Origin of the sequence: Burkholderia multivorans ATCC BAA-247 (genome assembly GCF_000959525.1) — a bacterium.
Classification (GTDB): domain Bacteria; phylum Pseudomonadota; class Gammaproteobacteria; order Burkholderiales; family Burkholderiaceae; genus Burkholderia; species Burkholderia multivorans.
Window position 1 is genome coordinate 2,184,832 of record NZ_CP009832.1, and the last position, 17,428, is coordinate 2,202,259.

General features: G+C 67.6%; 17 protein-coding genes and 1 pseudogene. 10 read left to right on the forward strand and 8 right to left on the reverse strand.

The window, feature by feature from the left end; genetic code table 11:
• The 6 genes from NP80_RS22500 to NP80_RS22525 form a co-directional block, all read right to left on the reverse strand.
• Complete coding sequence (locus NP80_RS22500) at positions 1 to 1,485, reverse strand: NCS1 family nucleobase:cation symporter-1 (RefSeq protein WP_006411169.1); 1,485 nt, start codon at positions 1,483 to 1,485, stop codon at positions 1 to 3.
• A 148-nt stretch (positions 1,486 to 1,633) separates the two neighbouring features.
• Positions 1,634 to 2,338, reverse strand: coding sequence for a GntR family transcriptional regulator (locus NP80_RS22505; RefSeq protein WP_006411176.1), 705 nt, complete (start codon positions 2,336 to 2,338; stop codon positions 1,634 to 1,636).
• A 308-nt stretch (positions 2,339 to 2,646) separates the two neighbouring features.
• Positions 2,647 to 3,585 (reverse strand): muramoyltetrapeptide carboxypeptidase, encoded by a 939-nt coding sequence (gene ldcA, locus NP80_RS22510; RefSeq protein ID WP_006411172.1) that lies wholly within the window; start codon positions 3,583 to 3,585, stop codon positions 2,647 to 2,649.
• A gap of 84 nt (positions 3,586 to 3,669) precedes the next feature.
• On the reverse strand, positions 3,670 to 4,233 hold the full coding sequence (gene tadA / locus NP80_RS22515) for a tRNA adenosine(34) deaminase TadA (protein WP_006411166.1): 564 nt from the start codon (positions 4,231 to 4,233) through the stop codon (positions 3,670 to 3,672).
• A complete protein-coding gene (locus NP80_RS22520; RefSeq protein ID WP_006402693.1) occupies positions 4,230 to 4,631 on the reverse strand; it encodes a DnaJ family domain-containing protein in 402 nt (133 codons plus the stop codon). Before NP80_RS22520 ends, tadA begins: the two co-directional genes overlap by 4 nt.
• A 234-nt stretch (positions 4,632 to 4,865) precedes the next feature.
• Positions 4,866 to 6,089, reverse strand: coding sequence for an MFS transporter (locus NP80_RS22525; protein WP_006407677.1), 1,224 nt, complete (start codon positions 6,087 to 6,089; stop codon positions 4,866 to 4,868).
• Positions 6,090 to 6,380: 291 nt separating this feature from the next.
• On the opposite strand from NP80_RS22525, the gene NP80_RS22530 reads away from it, so the two are divergent.
• The 9 genes from NP80_RS22530 to NP80_RS22570 all read left to right on the forward strand — a co-directional run bounded on the left by NP80_RS22530 (position 6,381) and on the right by NP80_RS22570 (position 14,386).
• Positions 6,381 to 7,157 (forward strand): GntR family transcriptional regulator, encoded by a 777-nt coding sequence (locus NP80_RS22530; protein ID WP_006402689.1) that lies wholly within the window; start codon positions 6,381 to 6,383, stop codon positions 7,155 to 7,157.
• Positions 7,154 to 8,893, forward strand: a complete 1,740-nt coding sequence (locus NP80_RS22535; protein WP_006411180.1) for a fumarate reductase/succinate dehydrogenase flavoprotein subunit — start codon at positions 7,154 to 7,156, stop codon at positions 8,891 to 8,893. Before NP80_RS22530 ends, NP80_RS22535 begins: the two co-directional genes overlap by 4 nt.
• An 11-nt stretch (positions 8,894 to 8,904) precedes the next feature.
• Positions 8,905 to 9,150 carry a 4Fe-4S dicluster domain-containing protein gene (locus NP80_RS22540; protein WP_006402687.1) on the forward strand — a complete coding sequence of 82 codons (246 nt, stop codon included), beginning with the start codon at positions 8,905 to 8,907 and terminating at the stop codon, positions 9,148 to 9,150.
• 47 nt (positions 9,151 to 9,197) lie between these two features.
• Positions 9,198 to 10,622 carry an ABC transporter substrate-binding protein gene (locus NP80_RS22545; RefSeq protein ID WP_035947681.1) on the forward strand — a complete coding sequence of 475 codons (1,425 nt, stop codon included), beginning with the start codon at positions 9,198 to 9,200 and terminating at the stop codon, positions 10,620 to 10,622.
• A 37-nt stretch (positions 10,623 to 10,659) separates the two neighbouring features.
• Positions 10,660 to 11,535, forward strand: coding sequence for an ABC transporter permease (locus tag NP80_RS22550; protein WP_045594157.1), 876 nt, complete (start codon positions 10,660 to 10,662; stop codon positions 11,533 to 11,535).
• Positions 11,532 to 12,320 (forward strand): ABC transporter ATP-binding protein, encoded by a 789-nt coding sequence (locus NP80_RS22555; protein ID WP_006407682.1) that lies wholly within the window; start codon positions 11,532 to 11,534, stop codon positions 12,318 to 12,320. The genes NP80_RS22550 and NP80_RS22555 overlap by 4 nt, the downstream gene beginning before the upstream one ends.
• Positions 12,321 to 12,360: 40 nt before the next feature.
• Positions 12,361 to 13,362 carry a HEAT repeat domain-containing protein gene (locus NP80_RS22560; RefSeq protein WP_045594160.1) on the forward strand — a complete coding sequence of 334 codons (1,002 nt, stop codon included), beginning with the start codon at positions 12,361 to 12,363 and terminating at the stop codon, positions 13,360 to 13,362.
• Positions 13,359 to 13,682, forward strand: a complete 324-nt coding sequence (locus NP80_RS22565; RefSeq protein WP_006411514.1) for a gamma-butyrobetaine hydroxylase-like domain-containing protein — start codon at positions 13,359 to 13,361, stop codon at positions 13,680 to 13,682. The genes NP80_RS22560 and NP80_RS22565 overlap by 4 nt, the downstream gene beginning before the upstream one ends.
• A 218-nt stretch (positions 13,683 to 13,900) precedes the next feature.
• Positions 13,901 to 14,386: an NUDIX hydrolase gene (locus NP80_RS22570; RefSeq protein WP_172488704.1), complete on the forward strand. Its 486-nt coding sequence runs from the start codon at positions 13,901 to 13,903 to the stop codon at positions 14,384 to 14,386.
• A 29-nt stretch (positions 14,387 to 14,415) separates the two neighbouring features.
• Here NP80_RS22570 and thpR read toward each other — a convergent pair.
• Positions 14,416 to 15,001: pseudogene (thpR, locus tag NP80_RS22575) on the reverse strand (RNA 2',3'-cyclic phosphodiesterase).
• 281 nt (positions 15,002 to 15,282) lie between these two features.
• Positions 15,283 to 16,161 carry an SDR family oxidoreductase gene (locus NP80_RS22580; RefSeq protein ID WP_006411511.1) on the reverse strand — a complete coding sequence of 293 codons (879 nt, stop codon included), beginning with the start codon at positions 16,159 to 16,161 and terminating at the stop codon, positions 15,283 to 15,285.
• A 99-nt stretch (positions 16,162 to 16,260) separates the two neighbouring features.
• On the opposite strand from NP80_RS22580, the gene NP80_RS22585 reads away from it, so the two are divergent.
• Positions 16,261 to 17,148, forward strand: a complete 888-nt coding sequence (locus NP80_RS22585) for a helix-turn-helix transcriptional regulator (protein ID WP_006407688.1) — start codon at positions 16,261 to 16,263, stop codon at positions 17,146 to 17,148.
• Positions 17,149 to 17,428 lie beyond the last annotated feature (280 nt).

Genomic DNA, 17,428 nt, shown 5'->3' on the forward strand with positions numbered 1-17,428 from the left:
TCAACGCTGCGTGCCGGCGAGCACGCGGTAGAACACGAAGCCGAGTGCCGCGCCGATGAACCACGAGAAGTTCGCGACGCCTTGCCAGCCCGGCATCATCACGCAGACGATCGCGATCACCGCGGCCGGCAGCAGTGCGGCGAGCGCGCGGCGGTTCACGCCGCCCGTGTACCAGTAAGTGCCGCTCTCCGACATCGTGTAGAGATCGTCGCGCACGAGCCGGCCGCGCTTGACGAGATAGAAGTCCGCGATCAGCACGCCGTACAGCGGGCCGATGAATGCGCCGAGCACGTCGAGCGTGTAATGGATCACGGCCGGGTTGTTGAAGAGATTCCACGGCGTGATGAACACCGACGCGACGGCCGCGAGCATCCCGCCCGCGCGCCAGCTGATCAGCCGCGGCGCGACGTTCGAGAAGTCGAATGCCGGCGACACGAAGTTTGCGACGATGTTGATGCCGATCGTCGCGATCGTGAAGGTCAGCGCGCCGAGAATCACTGCGGTCGGATGATCGATGCGGCCGACCGTCTCGACCGGATCGGTGATCAGCTCGCCGAACACCGGCAGCGTTGCGGCCGTCGTGATGACGGTGACGAGCGAGAACGCGAGGAAGTTCACGGGCAGCCCCCAGAAGTTGCCGCGCTTCACTTCGCCGAACGACCGGCAGTACCGCGAGAAGTCGCCGAAATTCAGCATCGGTCCGGAGAAGTACGACACGACGAGCGAGATGGCCGTGATCATCACCGGGATCACTTCTGCGCCGTGATACTTGACGCCGCCGAGGTTGATCCCGATGTTGCGCCAGCCCGCGCGCCACACCATGTAGCCGGCGAGGATGAACATCACGACGTAGACGGCCGGACCCGCGAAGTCGATGAACTTCTTGATCGTCTCCATCCCGTTCCAGAACACCAGCGCCTGCAGCACCCACAGCAGCATGAAGCCGGCCCAGCCGACGGCCGACAGGCCGAGGAAGCCGTAGCGATGAACGTCCGCATACAGCAGCCACTGCGGGAAGAACTTCAGCACGACGATCACGAGCGCGCTCGATGCGAGATACGTCTGGATCCCGTACCACGCGATCGCGATCAGCCCGCGAATCACGGCCGGCACGTTCGCGCCGAGCACACCGAACGTCGCGCGGCACGCGACGGGATACGGCACGCCGATCTGCTGGCTCGGCCGCGCGATCAGGTTGCAGAGCACGTTGACGAGACTGATGCCGACGATCAGCGCGATCAGGACCTGCCAGCTCGTGAGCCCAAGCGCGAACAGGCTGCCCGCGAACACGTAGCCGCCGACGCTGTGCACGTCGGACATCCAGAACGCAAAGATGTTGTACGATCCCCACGTCTGATTCTTCAGGGGTGCCAAATCTTCGTTGTACAGACGCTCGCTGTAACCGCCCGGCAACGCGGGGCCGCCGCCCTCGCCGCCCTCTTGCGCCGGATAGGCGCTGTCGTGCGCCACACTGAACTGAGCCATGACTTCTCCTTGACGCGGCCGGATGGCCGCTCCACCGTCATCGATAACGCCCCGGATCGTCGTCCGGAGTCGGACCCGCGGCCCGCGGCGCGAGCCGCGGACCTGCATTGCTCTGTGGTGTGGCGCGTCGTCGAGCCCGGGTCGCCGTTCAGGCGCCGCCGAACACTTCGCGCAAATCGACCTGGCCCTGCGCGGGCCGGTCGAGCATCTTCAATTCGACATGTTGCAGGTGCTGCGCCATCAGCGCGGCCGCCCGCTTCGCGTCGCCCGTCTCGAGCGCCGCCAGAATCTCGCCGTGATCGTCGAACGAGCACGGGCTGCGTCCATGCGACTCGTACAGCGCGGACATCAGCGTCGAGCGCGCGACGAGCCCTTCGAGGCACTCGCCGAGCGTCGCATTGCCGGTCAGTGCGGCGAGCGCCGTATGAAACTCGCCCGACAGCCGGATCCACGCGGCGAAGTCGTGCCGCTCGAACGCCTTGCGCTCCTTGTCGATCAGCGCCGCGATGCCCTTGAGCCGCTTCGCGCTCGGGCCTGTGGCGATCCGCTCGACGACTGCCAGCTCGATGATGCGGCGCATCTCGAACACTTCGTGCACGTCCTGCAGCGTCGGGCTCGCGACGAACGCGCCGCGGTTCGGCTCGAGATCGACGAGCTTGTCGGTCGCGAGCTGTGCGAGCGCCTGCCGGATCGTCCCGCGCTTCACGCCGAACAGCTCGCACAGCTGCGCCTCCGTCAGCTTCGCGCCGGGCGCGAGCCGATGCTCGAGGATCGCGGTGCGGATCCGTTCGGCGATCGCTTCGTGGCCGGCGGCCGCGGACGGGGTGGATTCGGGCTCGTTCATGATCTGCATCGTGTGATGGTCCTTATCGTAGAACGGACATAAAGATTGTCAACAATTCTTTTCCCGTATTGTGCACACTTCGAGCGCATCGCGCCGCGCGAAACCGGTGCATCGTGCATCAAAATCAGGCGCAGCAAGGCGTTCACACCCGTTTGAGGCGGCTCTCGTCGTATACCCTGCCCGCCATTTTGTCGACAAAATTGGTGCACGGCCCATTCGCCTTCCCGTTTCGGGCGGTAGAAAAAGACGGCCGTTAGTTGCGCAATTGCTCGAAGAAAAAGGCGGGACGCCCCGCCTTGTCCGATCCGCGCCGCCGCTCAGCCGAGATGCGGATAATCCGACAGCGTCAGCCGGAACCCGTGCGCGTTCGCGACGAGCTGCGCACGTGCGCCGAACGGCAGCGTCAACAGATCGGGCACGTGGCCGAACTGCAGCCCCGTGACGACGGGAATGCCGATCACCGCGCGCACCTGGTCGATCATCGCCTGCATGTCGTAGCCGTTGTCGTACTCGAACGGCCGCGCGCCGGTGAACTGGCCGAGCACGAGCGCCTGCTGGCGCGCGAGCACGCCGGACAAATGCAGCTGGTAGATCATCCGTTCGATCCGGAACGGCTGCTCGTTGACGTCTTCGATGAACAGGATCCCGCCCTCGATGTCCGGCATGTACGGCGTGCCGACCAGCGATGCGAGGATCGCGAGGTTGCCGCCCCACAGCGTGCCCGTCACGTTGACGGACTGCACCTGCGGCGCGTCGGCGACGATCGTTGTGGTCGGCTGCGTCAGCGTCTGCCAGAAGTGCTGCATCGTGAAATCGCTCGGCGTTTCCGCGCCGAAGTCCGCGGACAGCATCGGCCCGCCGAAGCTCTTGATCCGCGCCTTGGCGTACAGCGCGACCTGGATCGCGGTGAAATCGCTGTGGCCGACGAGCGCGATCGGCTGGTCGCGCAGCCGGCGTTCGAGCCCGCGATAGTCGAGGCCGTGCAGGATTCGTGCGGCGCCGTAGCCGCCGCGCACCGCAAGCGCGATGTCGGGCAGCGGCCGCGCCGGATCCGCCAGCCGGTTCAGGTCGGCCGCGCGCTCGCCGTCGGTGCCGCCGAAGCGCTGGAAGCGGCGCTGCGTCGCCTCGATGTTCTCGATGCGCTGTTGCGCGACGCTGAGCCGCTCGAGCGCGCGATTGATCGCGTCCGGATCGTGCGGATAGCCGGACGGCGCAAGCAGGCGGATGGTGTAGGACGCGGCGGGCTGAAAGGACATGGCGAAAGGTGTCGGGATCGTGGAACTGCTTAGAGGGACCGAACCGGCGCCGGTTCACGAAGGCAGCCGCGCGGGCCGTGCCGGCTACGATTCGCCGGCGGCCGCGTCGCGCGCGAGCCGCGCGTCGCGCAGCGCGCGCCGGCGTTCGGCAAAAAACGACTTCAGCGCGGCGCCGCACTCGTTCGCGAGTACGCCGCCGACGACTTCCGTATGGTGGTTCAGCTGCGGATTCGCGAACGCATCCATCACGCTGCCGCATACGCCGGTTTTCGGATCGGCGGCGCCGAATACGACGCGCGCGATGCGCGCATGCATGATCGCGCCCGCGCACATGAGGCACGGCTCCAGCGTGACGTACAGTTCGCAGCCCGGCATGCGGTAGTTCTGCAGATGCTGCGCGGCCATGCGCAGCGCGGCCATTTCGGCGTGTGCGGACGGATCGTGGCCGCCGATCGGATGGTTGAAGCCGCGCGCGAGCACTTCATCGCCGCGCACGAGCACTGCCCCGACCGGCACTTCGCCGGCCGCGCGCGCCTCTTCGGCCGCGGCGAGCGCAAGGCGCATGAAATGCACGTCGCGCGCCGAGGCCGGCGCGGCTGCTGTCGAAGGGAAATCGGCCGCTGCGTCGTGCAGCGTGTCGGAGCTCACATCGGCCCCGCTTCGGCGGACACCTCGTCGAGCCCGCGCTCGCACAGACGTTCCGCGATGCGCCGGCAGTATTCGCGCGGCATTACCATCGGGCCGCCGCGCAACGATTCGAGCGCCATGTCGAGCGCGAGGATCTTCGCCTGCAGCCGGCACCGCGCGGTGCGGTCGCTGACGGCCTGCAGTTCGTCCTGCAGATTGCGCAATGCGCGCAGCTGTTCGACGGCCGGCGGCACGAACCCCGCGTTCTTCAGGATACGGTTGGCCACCCGCACCTCCTCGGGCACGAGCAGGTCGTCGTCGAGCGCCTGCGGCGCGCCGGTACCCGGCAAATCGTCGAACTCGCCCCGCGCGGCGGCGGCGGCAATACGCTGTTCGACCAGAGCGTCAAGCAGTCTCATCAGTCAATCGGAACAATGCGGCAGCCGAATTCTAGCAGGGTGACGCCCGTATGACAGGCCCCTTCGAGCATATGCTCGATATTGTGGTTTTTAGGGCCGGAATCGCCGCGCATGCCGGCCGATCGGCACGCGTTCCGCGCAGGCATGCGGCTGCTACGCGTGTGGCGTGTGGCGCCCGCCGCACGGGACGCCAGCCGCCGGCATGCCCGCCGCGCGATGCCGCCGCGCGCGCGATCACGCGGTCACCGCGTCGGGCCGGGCAGCAGGAAACGGACGAAACATCGTCGCAATCAGACAGGCGCCGACGCCGATCGCGAACGAGCCGACATAAAGCCAGCCATAGCTGCCGAACGTATCGACGATCAGCCCGCCGGCGACCGGCCCTGCCGCCATCCCGAGGCTGCCGGCCATCGCGCTGCCGCCGATCACGGTGCCCATCATCCGCAGCGGGAAGTTTTCGCGCGCGAGCACCGCATAGAGTGGCATCACGCCCGCATAGACGAAGCCGAACAGCGTCGCGACCGCGTAGAAACCGTCGAGCGTGCGCACGAATGCATAAGCGAGCGCGCCGAGCGCCTGAACCAACAGCCCGGCGACCAGCATCCGCTTCGCGCCGACGCGATCGCCGAGCACGCCGAACACGATCCGGCCGCCCATCCCCGCGAGCCCTTCGACGCTGTAGATCGACACCGCCACGATCAGCGGGATTCCGCAGGTCACCGCATAGCTGACCGTATGAAAAATCGGCCCCGAATGCGTCGCGCAGCAGAAGAAATTGGTCAGCAGCAGCAGCGCGAACTGCGGCGAGCGCAGCGCGTGCGCGACCGTCATCGGCGCTTCCGCGCCGCCCGCGACGGACGGTGCGCCGTGTGCGCCGTCCCTACCGGCCAGCGCCGGTGCGCGACGCACGAGCAGCGACGCGGGGATCATCGTCGCGGCCGCGACCGCCGCGATCGTCAGCATCGAGGAGCGCCAGTCGTGCGTCGACACGAGCCACGCGGCGAGCGGCGACATCGTCATCGGCGCCATGCCCATGCCGGCCGACACCAGCGACACCGCGAGGCTGCGGTGCGTGTCGAACCAGCCCGTCACGCACGCCATCATCGGCGCGAACATCGCGGCCGTCGTGCCGCCGACCGCGAGCCCGAAGATCGCCTGAAACGCGGCGAGCGACGGCGCGCGGCTCGCGAGCGCGAGGCTCGCGGGCAGCAGGACCGCACCCGCGACGACCACCGCGCGCGTGCCGATGCGGTCCGACAGGCTGCCCCACGCGATGCTCGCGAACGCCATCGCGAGAAAGCCGATCGTCATCGCGGCGGAGATGCCGGTCATCGACCAGCCCGTGTCGCGCGCGATCGGACGAAGAAACACGGGTAGCGAAAACATCGCGCCGACCGCGATGCAGCCCATCAGCGCACCCGCGGCGACGATCACCCAGCGGTATCGGGATTCCGGCATGTCACGTCTCCTTGTCGTATCGGATCGAAAGCAAAAGCCGCGCCGCGCAGCGCGGCGCAGTGATCGGGCGCTGCGGCCGCGCACCGGCCGACCTGAACACGACGAACGGCGCCGTGCGAAATCGACATCCGCAGCGACACGGCCGGCGATTTTTTTCGTCGACCGCATCGCGCCGCATGGCCGGAACGCATGCGCTTTTCCGAAATCGGAAAGTGAAAAGCAGAAATGCTTCGTTGGGCCGGGCGATCGCGCTGACTACACTCGAGCCTTCTTGTCATAACAAGTCAGCCGATGCCCGCACCGAACGTCGTACCGCTGTCGCCCGCCCCGCTCTACGTGCAGATCAAGGACACGCTGCGCGCGCGGATTCTCGACGGCACCTATGCGCCGCACAGCCGGATGCCGTCCGAACACGAACTCTGCGCGATGTTCGACGTGAGCCGCATCACCGTACGCCAGGCGCTCGGCGATCTGCAGAAGGAAGGCCTGCTGTTCAAGCTGCATGGCAAGGGCACGTTCGTGTCGAAACCGAAGGCGTTCCAGAACGTGACGTCGCTGCAGGGCTTCGCCGAAGCGATGTCGTCGATGGGCTACGAGATCGTGAACCAGTTGCGCAGCCTGCGCATCGTCAAGGCCGACCGTCACCTCGCCGCGAAGCTGAACGTGCCCGAGCATGCGCCGCTCGTCGAGATTCATCGCGTGCGGCTGCTGAACCGCGAACCCGTGTCGCTCGAGCGCACGTGGCTGCCCGAAGCGCTCGGCAAGCGCATCGCAAGCGCCGATCTCGCGACGCGCGACATCTTCCTGATCCTCGAGAACGACTGCGGCGTGCCGCTCGGCCATGCCGACGTGGCGATCGACGCGATTCTCGCGGACGACGAGATCGTCGATGCACTGCGCGTCGAGGAAGGCAGCCCCGTGCTGCGCATCGAGCGGCTCACGCACGACGCGTCGGGCGCGCCGATCGATTACGAACACCTCTACTTCCGAGGCGACGCCTTCCAGTACCGGCTGCGCATCGACCGGCAGCGGCACAAGGCGCGCAAACCTGCAAGGAATCCGCGATGAACACCCATGTACTCGAATACGACATCGTCGTGGTCGGTGGCGGCACGGCCGGCCCGATGGCCGCGATCAAGGCGAAGGAACGCGACCCGTCGCTGCGCGTGCTGCTGCTCGAGAAGGCGAACGTGAAGCGCAGCGGCGCGATCTCGATGGGGATGGACGGACTGAACAACGCCGTGATTCCGGGCCACGCGACGCCCGAACAGTACACGCGCGAGATCACGATCGCGAACGACGGCATCGTCGATCAGGAAGCGGTCCATGCGTATGCGACGCACAGCTTCGCGACGATCGAGCAGCTCGACCGCTGGGGCGTGAAGTTCGAGAAGGACGGCACCGGCGACTATGCGGTGAAGAAGGTTCACCACATGGGGTCGTACGTGCTGCCGATGCCGGAAGGTCACGACATCAAGAAGGTGCTGTATCGGCAGCTGAAGCGCGCGCGCATCGCGATCACGAACCGCATCGTCGCGACGCGCGTGCTGACCGACGCGCACGGCAACGCGAGCGGCGTGCTCGGCTTCGACTGCCGCACCGCCGAGTTCCACGTGATCCGTGCAAAGGCCGTGATTCTGTGCTGCGGTGCGGCCGGCCGGCTCGGGCTGCCTGCGTCCGGCTATCTGATGGGCACCTACGAGAACCCGACGAACGCCGGCGATGGCTATGCGATGGCGTATCACGCGGGCGCCGCGCTCGCGAATCTCGAATGCTTCCAGATCAATCCGCTGATCAAGGACTACAACGGTCCCGCCTGCGCGTACGTGACGGGCCCGCTCGGCGGCTTCACCGCGAACGGCAAGGGCGAACGCTTCATCGAGTGCGATTACTGGAGCGGCCAGATGATGTGGGAGTTCTATCAGGAACTGCAAAGCGGCAACGGCCCCGTGTTCCTGAAGCTCGACCATCTCGCCGAAGAAACGATCCGGACGATCGAGCAGATCCTGCATACGAACGAACGGCCGAGCCGCGGACGCTTTCACGCGGGGCGCGGCACCGACTATCGGCGGCAGATGGTCGAGATGCACATCTCGGAGATCGGCTTCTGCAGCGGCCACAGCGCCTCCGGCGTGTACGTGAACGCGCGCGCCGAGACCACCGTGCCGGGCCTCTACGCGGCCGGCGACATGGCGGCGGTCCCGCACAACTACATGCTCGGCGCATTCACGTACGGCTGGTTCGCCGGACAGAACGCGGCCGACTACGTCGCCGGCCGCGAACTCGCGCCCGTCGATGCCGCGCAGGTCGACGCCGAACGCGCGCGCGTGTTCGCGCCGCTCGCGCGCGAGCACGGCCTCGCGCCCGCTCAGGTCGAATACAAGCTGCGCCGGATGGTGAACGACTATCTGCAGCCGCCGAAGGTGACGCGCAAGATGGAAATCGGGCTGCAGCGTTTTGCCGACGTCGCTGAGGATATCGAAGCGATCAAGGCCACGCATCCGCACGAGCTGATGCGCGCCGCCGAAGTGCGTGCGATCCGCGACTGCGCGGAAATGGCTGCGCGCGCGTCGCTGTTTCGCACCGAGAGCCGCTGGGGGCTGTATCACCATCGCGTCGACTATCCGCATCGCAACGATGCCGAATGGTTCTGCCATACGTGGCTGCGCAAGCACGCGGACGGCACGATGCGCAGCGAGAAGCGGCCAGTCGAACCGTACATCGTGCCGCTCGCCGACGACGAGCGCGCCGCCTACGCGCAATTGCGCATCCGCGAACCGGCCGCCGTCGCGGCCGCCCTCTGAGGAGCCCGCCCGTGTCCCATACCCCGCACGAGATCTTCCTGCGCAGCAGCGCACCGGTCACGATCGACGAGGAACGCTGCATCGCCGACAAGGGCTGCACCGTCTGCGTCGACGTCTGTCCGCTCGATCTGCTCGCGATCGACGTCAGCAAAGGCAAGGCATACATGCAGTTCGACGAGTGCTGGTACTGCATGCCGTGCGAACGCGACTGCCCGACCGGCGCCGTGAAGGTCGACATCCCGTATCTGCTGCGCTGAGCGCGCATCGGTTGCCCATCGATTCCCCTCTACCGGACTCACGACAGATGAACACCACGCTACGGACCTTGCGCCTGCTTGCCGCGTCGCTCCTGCTCGCGGCCGCAGGCGCCGCGCACGCCGAAACGATCCGCGTCGCGATCGGCACGCAGGACACGACGATCAATTGCGCGACCGGCGGCCTGCTGATCCGCGAACTGCACCTGCTCGACAAGTATCTGCCGCGCACCGGCAAGTATCGCGACGTCAAATACGACGTGCAGTGGAAGGACTTCACGTCAGGCGCGCCGCTCACCAACGAAATGGTGGCCGGCAAGCTCGACTTCGGCGCGATGGCGGACTTCCCCGGCGCGCTGAACGGCGCCGCGTTCCGCAAGGCCGGCCGTGCAAGCGTGTTCATCGCGGTGCTCGACGGCAGCATCGACGGCAGCGGCAACGGCATCGTCGTGCCGACGAATTCGCCGGTGCGCGCGTTCGCGGACCTCAAGGGCAAGACGATCTCGGTGCCGTTCGCATCGACCGCGCACGGCATGCTGCTGCGCGCGGTCCGTGCGCAGGGCTGGAATCCCGACACCGACGTGAACATCGTCACGCAGGCGCCCGAAGTCGCCGGCAGCGCGCTGAAGGCCGGCAAGATCGACGCGCACGCCGATTTCGTGCCGTTCGCCGACCTGTTCCCGTATCGCGGCATCGCGCGCAAGATCTACGACGGCGCGCAGACTCACGCACCGACCTTCCACGGCGCGCTCGTCGATGCCGCGTATGCGCAGCGCTATCCGGAAATCGTCGTCGCGTACCTGCGCGCGGCGATCGAAGCGAACCGGCTGCTCGCGCAGAACCCGGAGAAGTACAGCCTGCTGATCGAGAAAGTCACCGGGATCGAGGCGCCGGTCGACTATCTGTATCACGGTCCGCTCGGCATCCAGACGCGCGACCTCACGTGGAAGCCCGAATACCGGCAGGCCGTCGCGACCGCGATCGACACGCTGAAACTGCTGAAGAAGACCGACACCGCGCCCGACCCCGCGACGTTCATCGACGACCGCTACATCCGCGCGGCGTTCGCAGCGTCCGGGCTCGACTACGACGCGGCGCTGAAGCGCTACGGCCGGCAGCCGCTCGTCGCGAACGATGCGTCGACCGGCAAGCCGATCCGCGATTTCAACGACGTCGCGCAAGTCTGGCCGGCCGGCGACGAAGCCGTGCGTCATTACGCGAATCCGGCGTCGGCGTTTGCGGCGCTCGCGAAGCTCGGCGCGTCTGCGAAGGTGCGTGCGGTCTTCGTGCACGACCATGCAAGCGGGCTCAAGCTGTTCGCCGATCAGGCCTGGTACGTGAAGGACGCGCACGGCGCCCTCACCGCGTTCCTGCTCAAGTCGGGCGCCGACGCTTACGCGCAGCGCGTGTCGGGTTCGGTCGTCGACTATGCGGCCGCGCGGACCGGCTCCGCCGCGGCGCTCGCCGCGCGCTGAACGGCGCGCCTCTCCCCTCATCGATACGGATATCCGCATGGCCGCGACCTTCGAGCTTGCCAAACGCCGTCTCTCCGAACCGTCCCGCGCCGGCGACGCGCGCGCCGCCCATGCCGCCGCACGCGGTGCGCCGCCGCTGCTGCGCCGTCGCGCCGCGCGGCTCGCGTCGCTCGTCGCGTGCATCGCGCTGTGGCAGGCCGCCGTCCATTGGCGACTGTCGCTCGGCGTCGTCACGTTCGCGAACGTCCCCGCCCCGGCCGATGTCGGCCCCGCGCTGTGGGCGCTACTGCATTCGCCGAAGCTGCCGATGCACCTGTTTGCAAGCCTTACGCGCGTGCTCGCCGGCTTCGCCGCGGCGGCGGTGACGGGCGTCGGACTCGGTCTCGCGATCGGCCGCTATCGCGCGCTCGAAGACGCGCTGCTGCCGCCGCTCGAGGTGCTGCGGCCGATTCCGGCCGTCGCGTGGATTCCGCTCGCGATCCTGATGTTTCCGTCGTCCGAGCTCAGCATGATGTTCATCACGTTCGTCGGCGCGCTGTTCCCGATCCTGCTGAACACCGTGCACGGCGCGGAAGCCGTCGACCCTCGCCTCGTCGCGACTGCGCGCAGCCTCGGCACACGCGGCTTCGCGCTCTACGCGGAAGTGATCCTGCCCGGCGCGGCACCGGCGATCTTCACGGGGCTGTCGATCGGCATGGGCACCGCGTGGTTCTGCCTCGTCACGGCCGAGATGATCGCCGGCCAGTACGGCATCGGCTATTTCACCTGGGCGTCGTACACGCTGCAGAACTATCCCGACATCGTCGTCGGCATGGCGTTGATCGGGCTGCTCGGCATGGGCAGCAGCCTGCTCGTCAAGCGGATCGGCAGCGCGCTCACGCCGTGGTACGCACCGCGCGGAGGCCGGCGATGAGCGCCGCCGCATCGGCATCGGCCGCGCCCGGCCGCGTCGGCGTGCGCGCGCTGACGATCGAACTCGGTCCGCCGCACGCGCGTTTCGCGGCGCTCGATTCGCTCGAGCTCGACGTCGCACCCGGCGAATTCGTCTGCGTGCTCGGACCGTCCGGTTGCGGGAAATCGACGTTGCTCGGCGCACTGGCCGGGCACGTCGCGGCGACACGCGGCGAGATCGTCGTCGACGGCCAACGCGTCGATCGCCCACACCCCGATCGCGGGCTCGTGTTCCAGCAGCACACGCTGTTTCCATGGAAGCGCGTGATCGACAACGTCGCGTTCGGCCTGAAGATGAAGGGCGTGCCCGCGCGCGAGCGCCGCCGCGAGGCCGCCGAACTGCTCGAACTCGTCGGACTCGGCGCGTTCGGCGCGCACTATCCGGCGCAACTGTCCGGCGGCATGCAACAGCGCGTCGAAATCGCCCGCGTGCTGATCAACCGGCCGCGCGTCCTGCTGATGGACGAGCCGTTCGGCGCGCTCGACGCGCAGACGCGCCGGATGATGCAGACGCTGCTGCTCGACATCTGGTCGCGCATCGGCACGACCGTGCTGTTCGTCACGCACGACATCGAGGAAGCGCTGTTTCTCGGCGATCGCATCGTAATGCTGTCGCCGCGGCCCGCGCGCATCGTCGCCGACATTCGCGTGCCGCTCGCGCGACCGCGCACCGACGACAGCACGACCGAACCTGCCTTCGTCGACATCAAGCGCCGCTGCCTCGCCTTGCTGCGCGATGCGGGCTGACTGCGCGGCGCCGGCCCCTTTACCGATCCGGTTTTCATCCATGACCTTTTCCGCTCCTGCCTTTCCGCCGTCCGGTGCCTACGATGCCTATGACGCCGACCACGCCGCGCTGCTCGCGCGGCTCGCCGCAGCCGACGCATCGGTGCGTCGCGTCGCACTGCTTGAACTCGCCGATCTCGAAGATGCGGCGCTCGTGCCCACGTTCGTCGCCGTGCTGCGCGACGATCCGTCCGCCGACGTGCGCTGCGAAGCCGCGCGCGTGCTCGGCGCATGGGAGCGGCCCGACGTCGTCGACGCACTGTGCGCGGCGCTGCTCGATCGCGACGACGACGTGCGCGCGAGTGCGGCGCAGAGCCTGTCCGAACTGAAGGAACTCGCGTCCGGCGCCGTGCTGTGCCGCTGGGCCGATCGGGCCGAGCCGTCCGTGCGCGCCGCCGTCCTGCGCGGCCTGCGCGAATTGCGCGATCCCGACGCGTATGCGCCCGCCCTGCGCGCGCTCGAGGACGGCACCGCGGCCGTGCGCGCGGAGGCCGTCGCGGTGCTGGGCTGGCTCAAGGATGCGCGCGCACTCGCGCCGCTCGCACGTATCGCGACCGCCGATGCCGACGCCGCCGTGCGACGGATCGCGGTCGGTGCACTCGGCTTCGCGGCGTCCGGCGACGCCGCCGTTGCCGACGCGCTGCTTGTCGCGCTGCGCGACCGCGAATGGCAGGTGCGCGAGGAAGCGGCCGCGACGCTCGGCAAGCTGCGGATCGCGGCCGCGCGCGCGCCGCTCGTCACCGCGCTCGACGACGATTACTGGCAGGTGCGCCTGCGCGCCGCACGCGCGCTCGGGCAGCTGCGCGACGCCGCTGCGGCACCGGCCGTCGCGGCGCTGCTCGTGCATTCGATCAGCAATCTGCGCAAGGAAGCCGCGCTCGCATTGGGCGAACTGCGCGATTCGGCGTCGCTGCCCGCGCTGCATGCGGCGCTCGACGATCGCGATCCGGAAGTGCGCAAGGCCGTGCGCATCGCGATCCGGCAGATCGAGGACGCGCAATGACTGCGCCGACCGAACTCGTGCTTGATCATGCGGCGCGCGCGCTGACGTTGCGCTGGGCCGACGGCGGCACGCAGCGCATCGACTATGCGCGGCTGCGCCGTGCCTGTCCGTGCGCGGCATGCCGCGCGCTGCGCCGTCGCGGCATGGTCGTCGTCGCGCCGGCCGATCTGACGCTGGCCGGCGTGGAGCCGGTCGGCTACGGCATCTGCGTCGCGTTCGGCGACGGGCATGCGCGCGGCATTTATCCGTGGGCGTATCTGGCTGAACTGCGGGATGCCGGAGAGAACGCGACGATCGATGCGTCGTGCGCGGACGTCTGACCCGGTCGCTTCGCGGATATGTCGATGCATACGGCGCCGCCGCGCGGCGACATGCGGGCGCGAACGCTGCGATACTGGCGAGTGCAGACCTTGGCCATTCATCGCGCGCGGCACACGGACACGCGAGCCCGTGGCGGTCGCCGCGCCCCGCGTGCGATCGTTTATAGCGCGCGATGAATGCACGCAGGCCGTTTGCGCGTTCGTATCGGGTTCAGATCATGCCGACATCGTCCTCTTCCGCCGCCGACGCCACGGACAACGTGCGCGTCGTTCCCGCCGTGATCGGCATCGTTCTACGCGGCCGCGACGTGCTGCTCGTACGCCGCGCGAATCCGCCCGACGCGGGCCGCTGGGGCTTTCCCGGCGGCAAGATCGAAGCGGGCGAGCCGATCCGCGATGCCGTCGTGCGCGAACTGGCGGAAGAAACGGCGGTGAAAGTCGAGGCAGTCGACGTCTTCACTGCACTCGACGCATTCGGTCGCGACGACGACGGCACGCTGCGCCAGCACTTCGTGATGGTGGCGGTGCTGTGCCGATGGTTGCGCGGCACGCCGGCGGCCGGTGACGATGCGCTCGATGCGCGCTGGTTCGGTGTGGATGAACTGGAGCGTCGAGACGATCTGCCGATGAGCGCGGGCGTCGTCGACGTCGCGCGGCGGGCCGTCGAGCGGGCATCGGCGCTCGCCGAACGGCCTCGCCGCTGAACCGGTATCGGCACCGTTGCGTGATGCCGTCAGATCGGCGTGGTCAAGTCGAGCGGCCAGCGACCGATCACGTCATGGCGCGTCTTGCCGAGCCAACTGTCGATCAACACGAACTCGCTGACCGTCCACGCGATCGGCTCGATCGTGTGCGGCGCGCCGGCTGCGGTCGTAGCGCAGCGTGACATGCGGCGTAAAGCTCGCGCGCGACGGTCGAAGGCCCGTCCTTTTCAGTGCCTCGACGAGTTGCCGCTGCAGGTCGATCAGCTCATGCGAAACGTCGGACACGGTCAGCACCCAGGGCCGATCGTCGGTGCGGCCGCTGAAGCTGACGATCCGGTCGAACGACACGTCGAACGGCCGCGCGCGGACGCGCTGTGCCGCGTCGCGGGCACGGACAATCACCTCCGGCGGTATGTGCATGAATTCGCCGAGCGAATGCAGCGTCACATGCAGGCGCGCCGTATCGACCCAGTGCCCGGTGCGGGCCGCGTCCGGCCACAAACGACGCGCCGCATCGGCAATCCGCGCAGCGGTATGCGGATCGGGCTGCGCCGCAAAAAACAGCCGATGATGCAGCCGCGGCGCTTCGATGCCCGGCAGAGTCAGTTGGGTCACGGCGCGATTAGCGATATGCCGATGGACAAGCGTCCATTATCGTCAATCGAACGACGCGCCGCTTGCGGCAGAAAAAGCGACGCCCGGCAGATTGGGTTGCCGGGCGTCGGTGTCGGCGCAACATGCGATCGGGAAGCGATGCGCATTTATGGTCGGTGGTTTATCGCCAATCGATCATCGGCAAATCGCGCGCCATCGGCATCACGCTGCGGCGCCCGGTGGCGTCTTTGCCGCGGGACGAACTCGGAGCCAGTTGCGCGTCTCTTGTACGCCTGCGCTGCTCAGGACGCCTCGATTCGCTCGAGATCGGCGATCAACCCAGGCCCCGTCGGATTCCAGCCGAGCACCTTGCGCGTCTTTTCGCTCGAGGCCACGAGATCGTGGCCCGCGAATGCCGCCAACCAACCGAAATGCGCAGGCGCCTCTTCCGCGGACAGGGAGGCGACAGGCACTTTCAGCGCACGGCCGATCGCTTCTGCAATATCCCGCATCGGTACACCTTCTTCCGCCACGGCATGATATTTCGCGCCGGCCTCGTTCTTTTCCAGCGCCAGCCGGTAAAGACGCGCGACATCCGAGATGTGCGCTGCAGCCCATCGATTGCGTCCTTCGCCGACGTACGCGGACACCCCCTTCTCCCGCGCGACGGCGACGGCGTAGGTCAGAAGCCCTTGCCGCACCGTGTCGTGGACCTGCGGAAGCCTCACGACCGCGGCGCGCACACCCTTCAGCGAGCGCGCCGTCTGCTCCGACACGCGCGGAAACGGGAAATCAGGCGGCACATCGTCGTCCTCGGTCGCGAGCCGGCCCGGGGCGGCCAATCCCGCCGTGCCTGCCGTCACGATCAGAAGCTTGTCCGAACCGGCGAGGACCGCACCCAGCGCTTCGATGGCGCGGCGATCGATCTCGCAGGACTGCGCAAAGTTCGACCAGTCGTGAACGAAGCCGAGATGAATGACGGCGTCGGCCGCCGCCGCGCCCGCCCGCAGGCTCTCGGTATCTTCGAGCGAACCGCGATGGACGTCCGCGCCAATGGCGGCCAGCGATTTCTCCCCCTCGTCCGAACGCGCCAGACCGAGGACGCGATGTCCGGCGGCGATCAATTCCTTGACGGTGGGAATGCCAACAAATCCGGTGGCGCCGGTAACGAAAACACGCATGATTTGCTCTCCAGGTTTGCCAGGGAGACAAATCTAGGCGCAGAGACTATCCTGGTAAAGTAGTGACGTTATCATATTAAATTGATTAACAGGATCGACGTGGAACAGGCGAACGAAAACCTGCTCGGGACGTATCTGCGGGACCGGCGCATGAAGCTCGACCCCGTCGCGCTCGGCTTTCCCGCGGGGCGCCGGCGCACGCCGGGGCTGCGCCGCGAGGAAGTGGCGCAGCGCGCGAATATCAGTCCCACCTGGTACACCTGGCTGGAACAGGGTCGCGGCGGCGCGCCATCGGCCGACGTGCTCGACCGCATTTCGCAGGCCCTGATGCTGACGGACGTCGAGCGCGAGCATCTTTTCCTGCTCGGCCTTGGGCGGCCTCCGGTGGCGCGCTATCGCGAGACGGACGGTGTCACGCCGCGTCTGCAGCGCGTCCTCGACGCACTGGATCCGAGCCCCGCCCTGATTCGCACGGCGACCTGGAACGTCCTTGCCTGGAATCGGGCGGCGACTGTCATGCTGGGCGACTATGGATCGCTGCCGCCGCATCAGCGCAATGTACTGCGCACGATCTTCCTCGACCCGCGTGCGCGCGCCGTGCAGTATGACTGGGAGAGTGTCGCGCGCCACGTCATCGGCGCATTCCGCGTGGACGCCGCGCGTGCGGGTGCGGCGACGGAGGTGGAACCGCTCGTCGACGAGCTGTCGCGGCTGAGTCCCGAATTCAGGGCGATGTGGCGTGACAACGATGTCCGCGAAATCCACGGCGAGCGTGTCAAGCGCATTCGCCATCCGGTGCTCGGGCCGCTTGCGTTTGAATACTCGACGTTCTCGGTCGACGGCCGGACCGATCTCAGCATGTGCGTCTACAACCCGGCGACGCGGGCCGATGTAGAGAAGATCGCATCGCAGATTGAGTCGGTGGTACACCGCTCGCCGCCGGTGGACGGAGGGGCCGTAGCGAACGTGGACGGTAATGGTCGGTGAGACCGTTGTGTGTTTCCGTTGCCCTCTTAAGCCGGGCAATCGCGGGCTTGGGCTTGAGATTGCACGAGACAGGTTCTCAGAGGAGACCTGTACCGTCGTCGAAGACGGATTTAAGGCGATAGTGAACCGGACGATCTTGATGATCCGGCTTTCGGTTCTCGTCGACTTCGCTACAGCCGGCCTGTTCTGCCGGCCGGCGATAGCGGCTGATCGTTGCCGATAGCAGCCGTGACGTGCCTTTCATTGAATCAGCACGTCACGAGCGTTTTGCGAGAGTCGT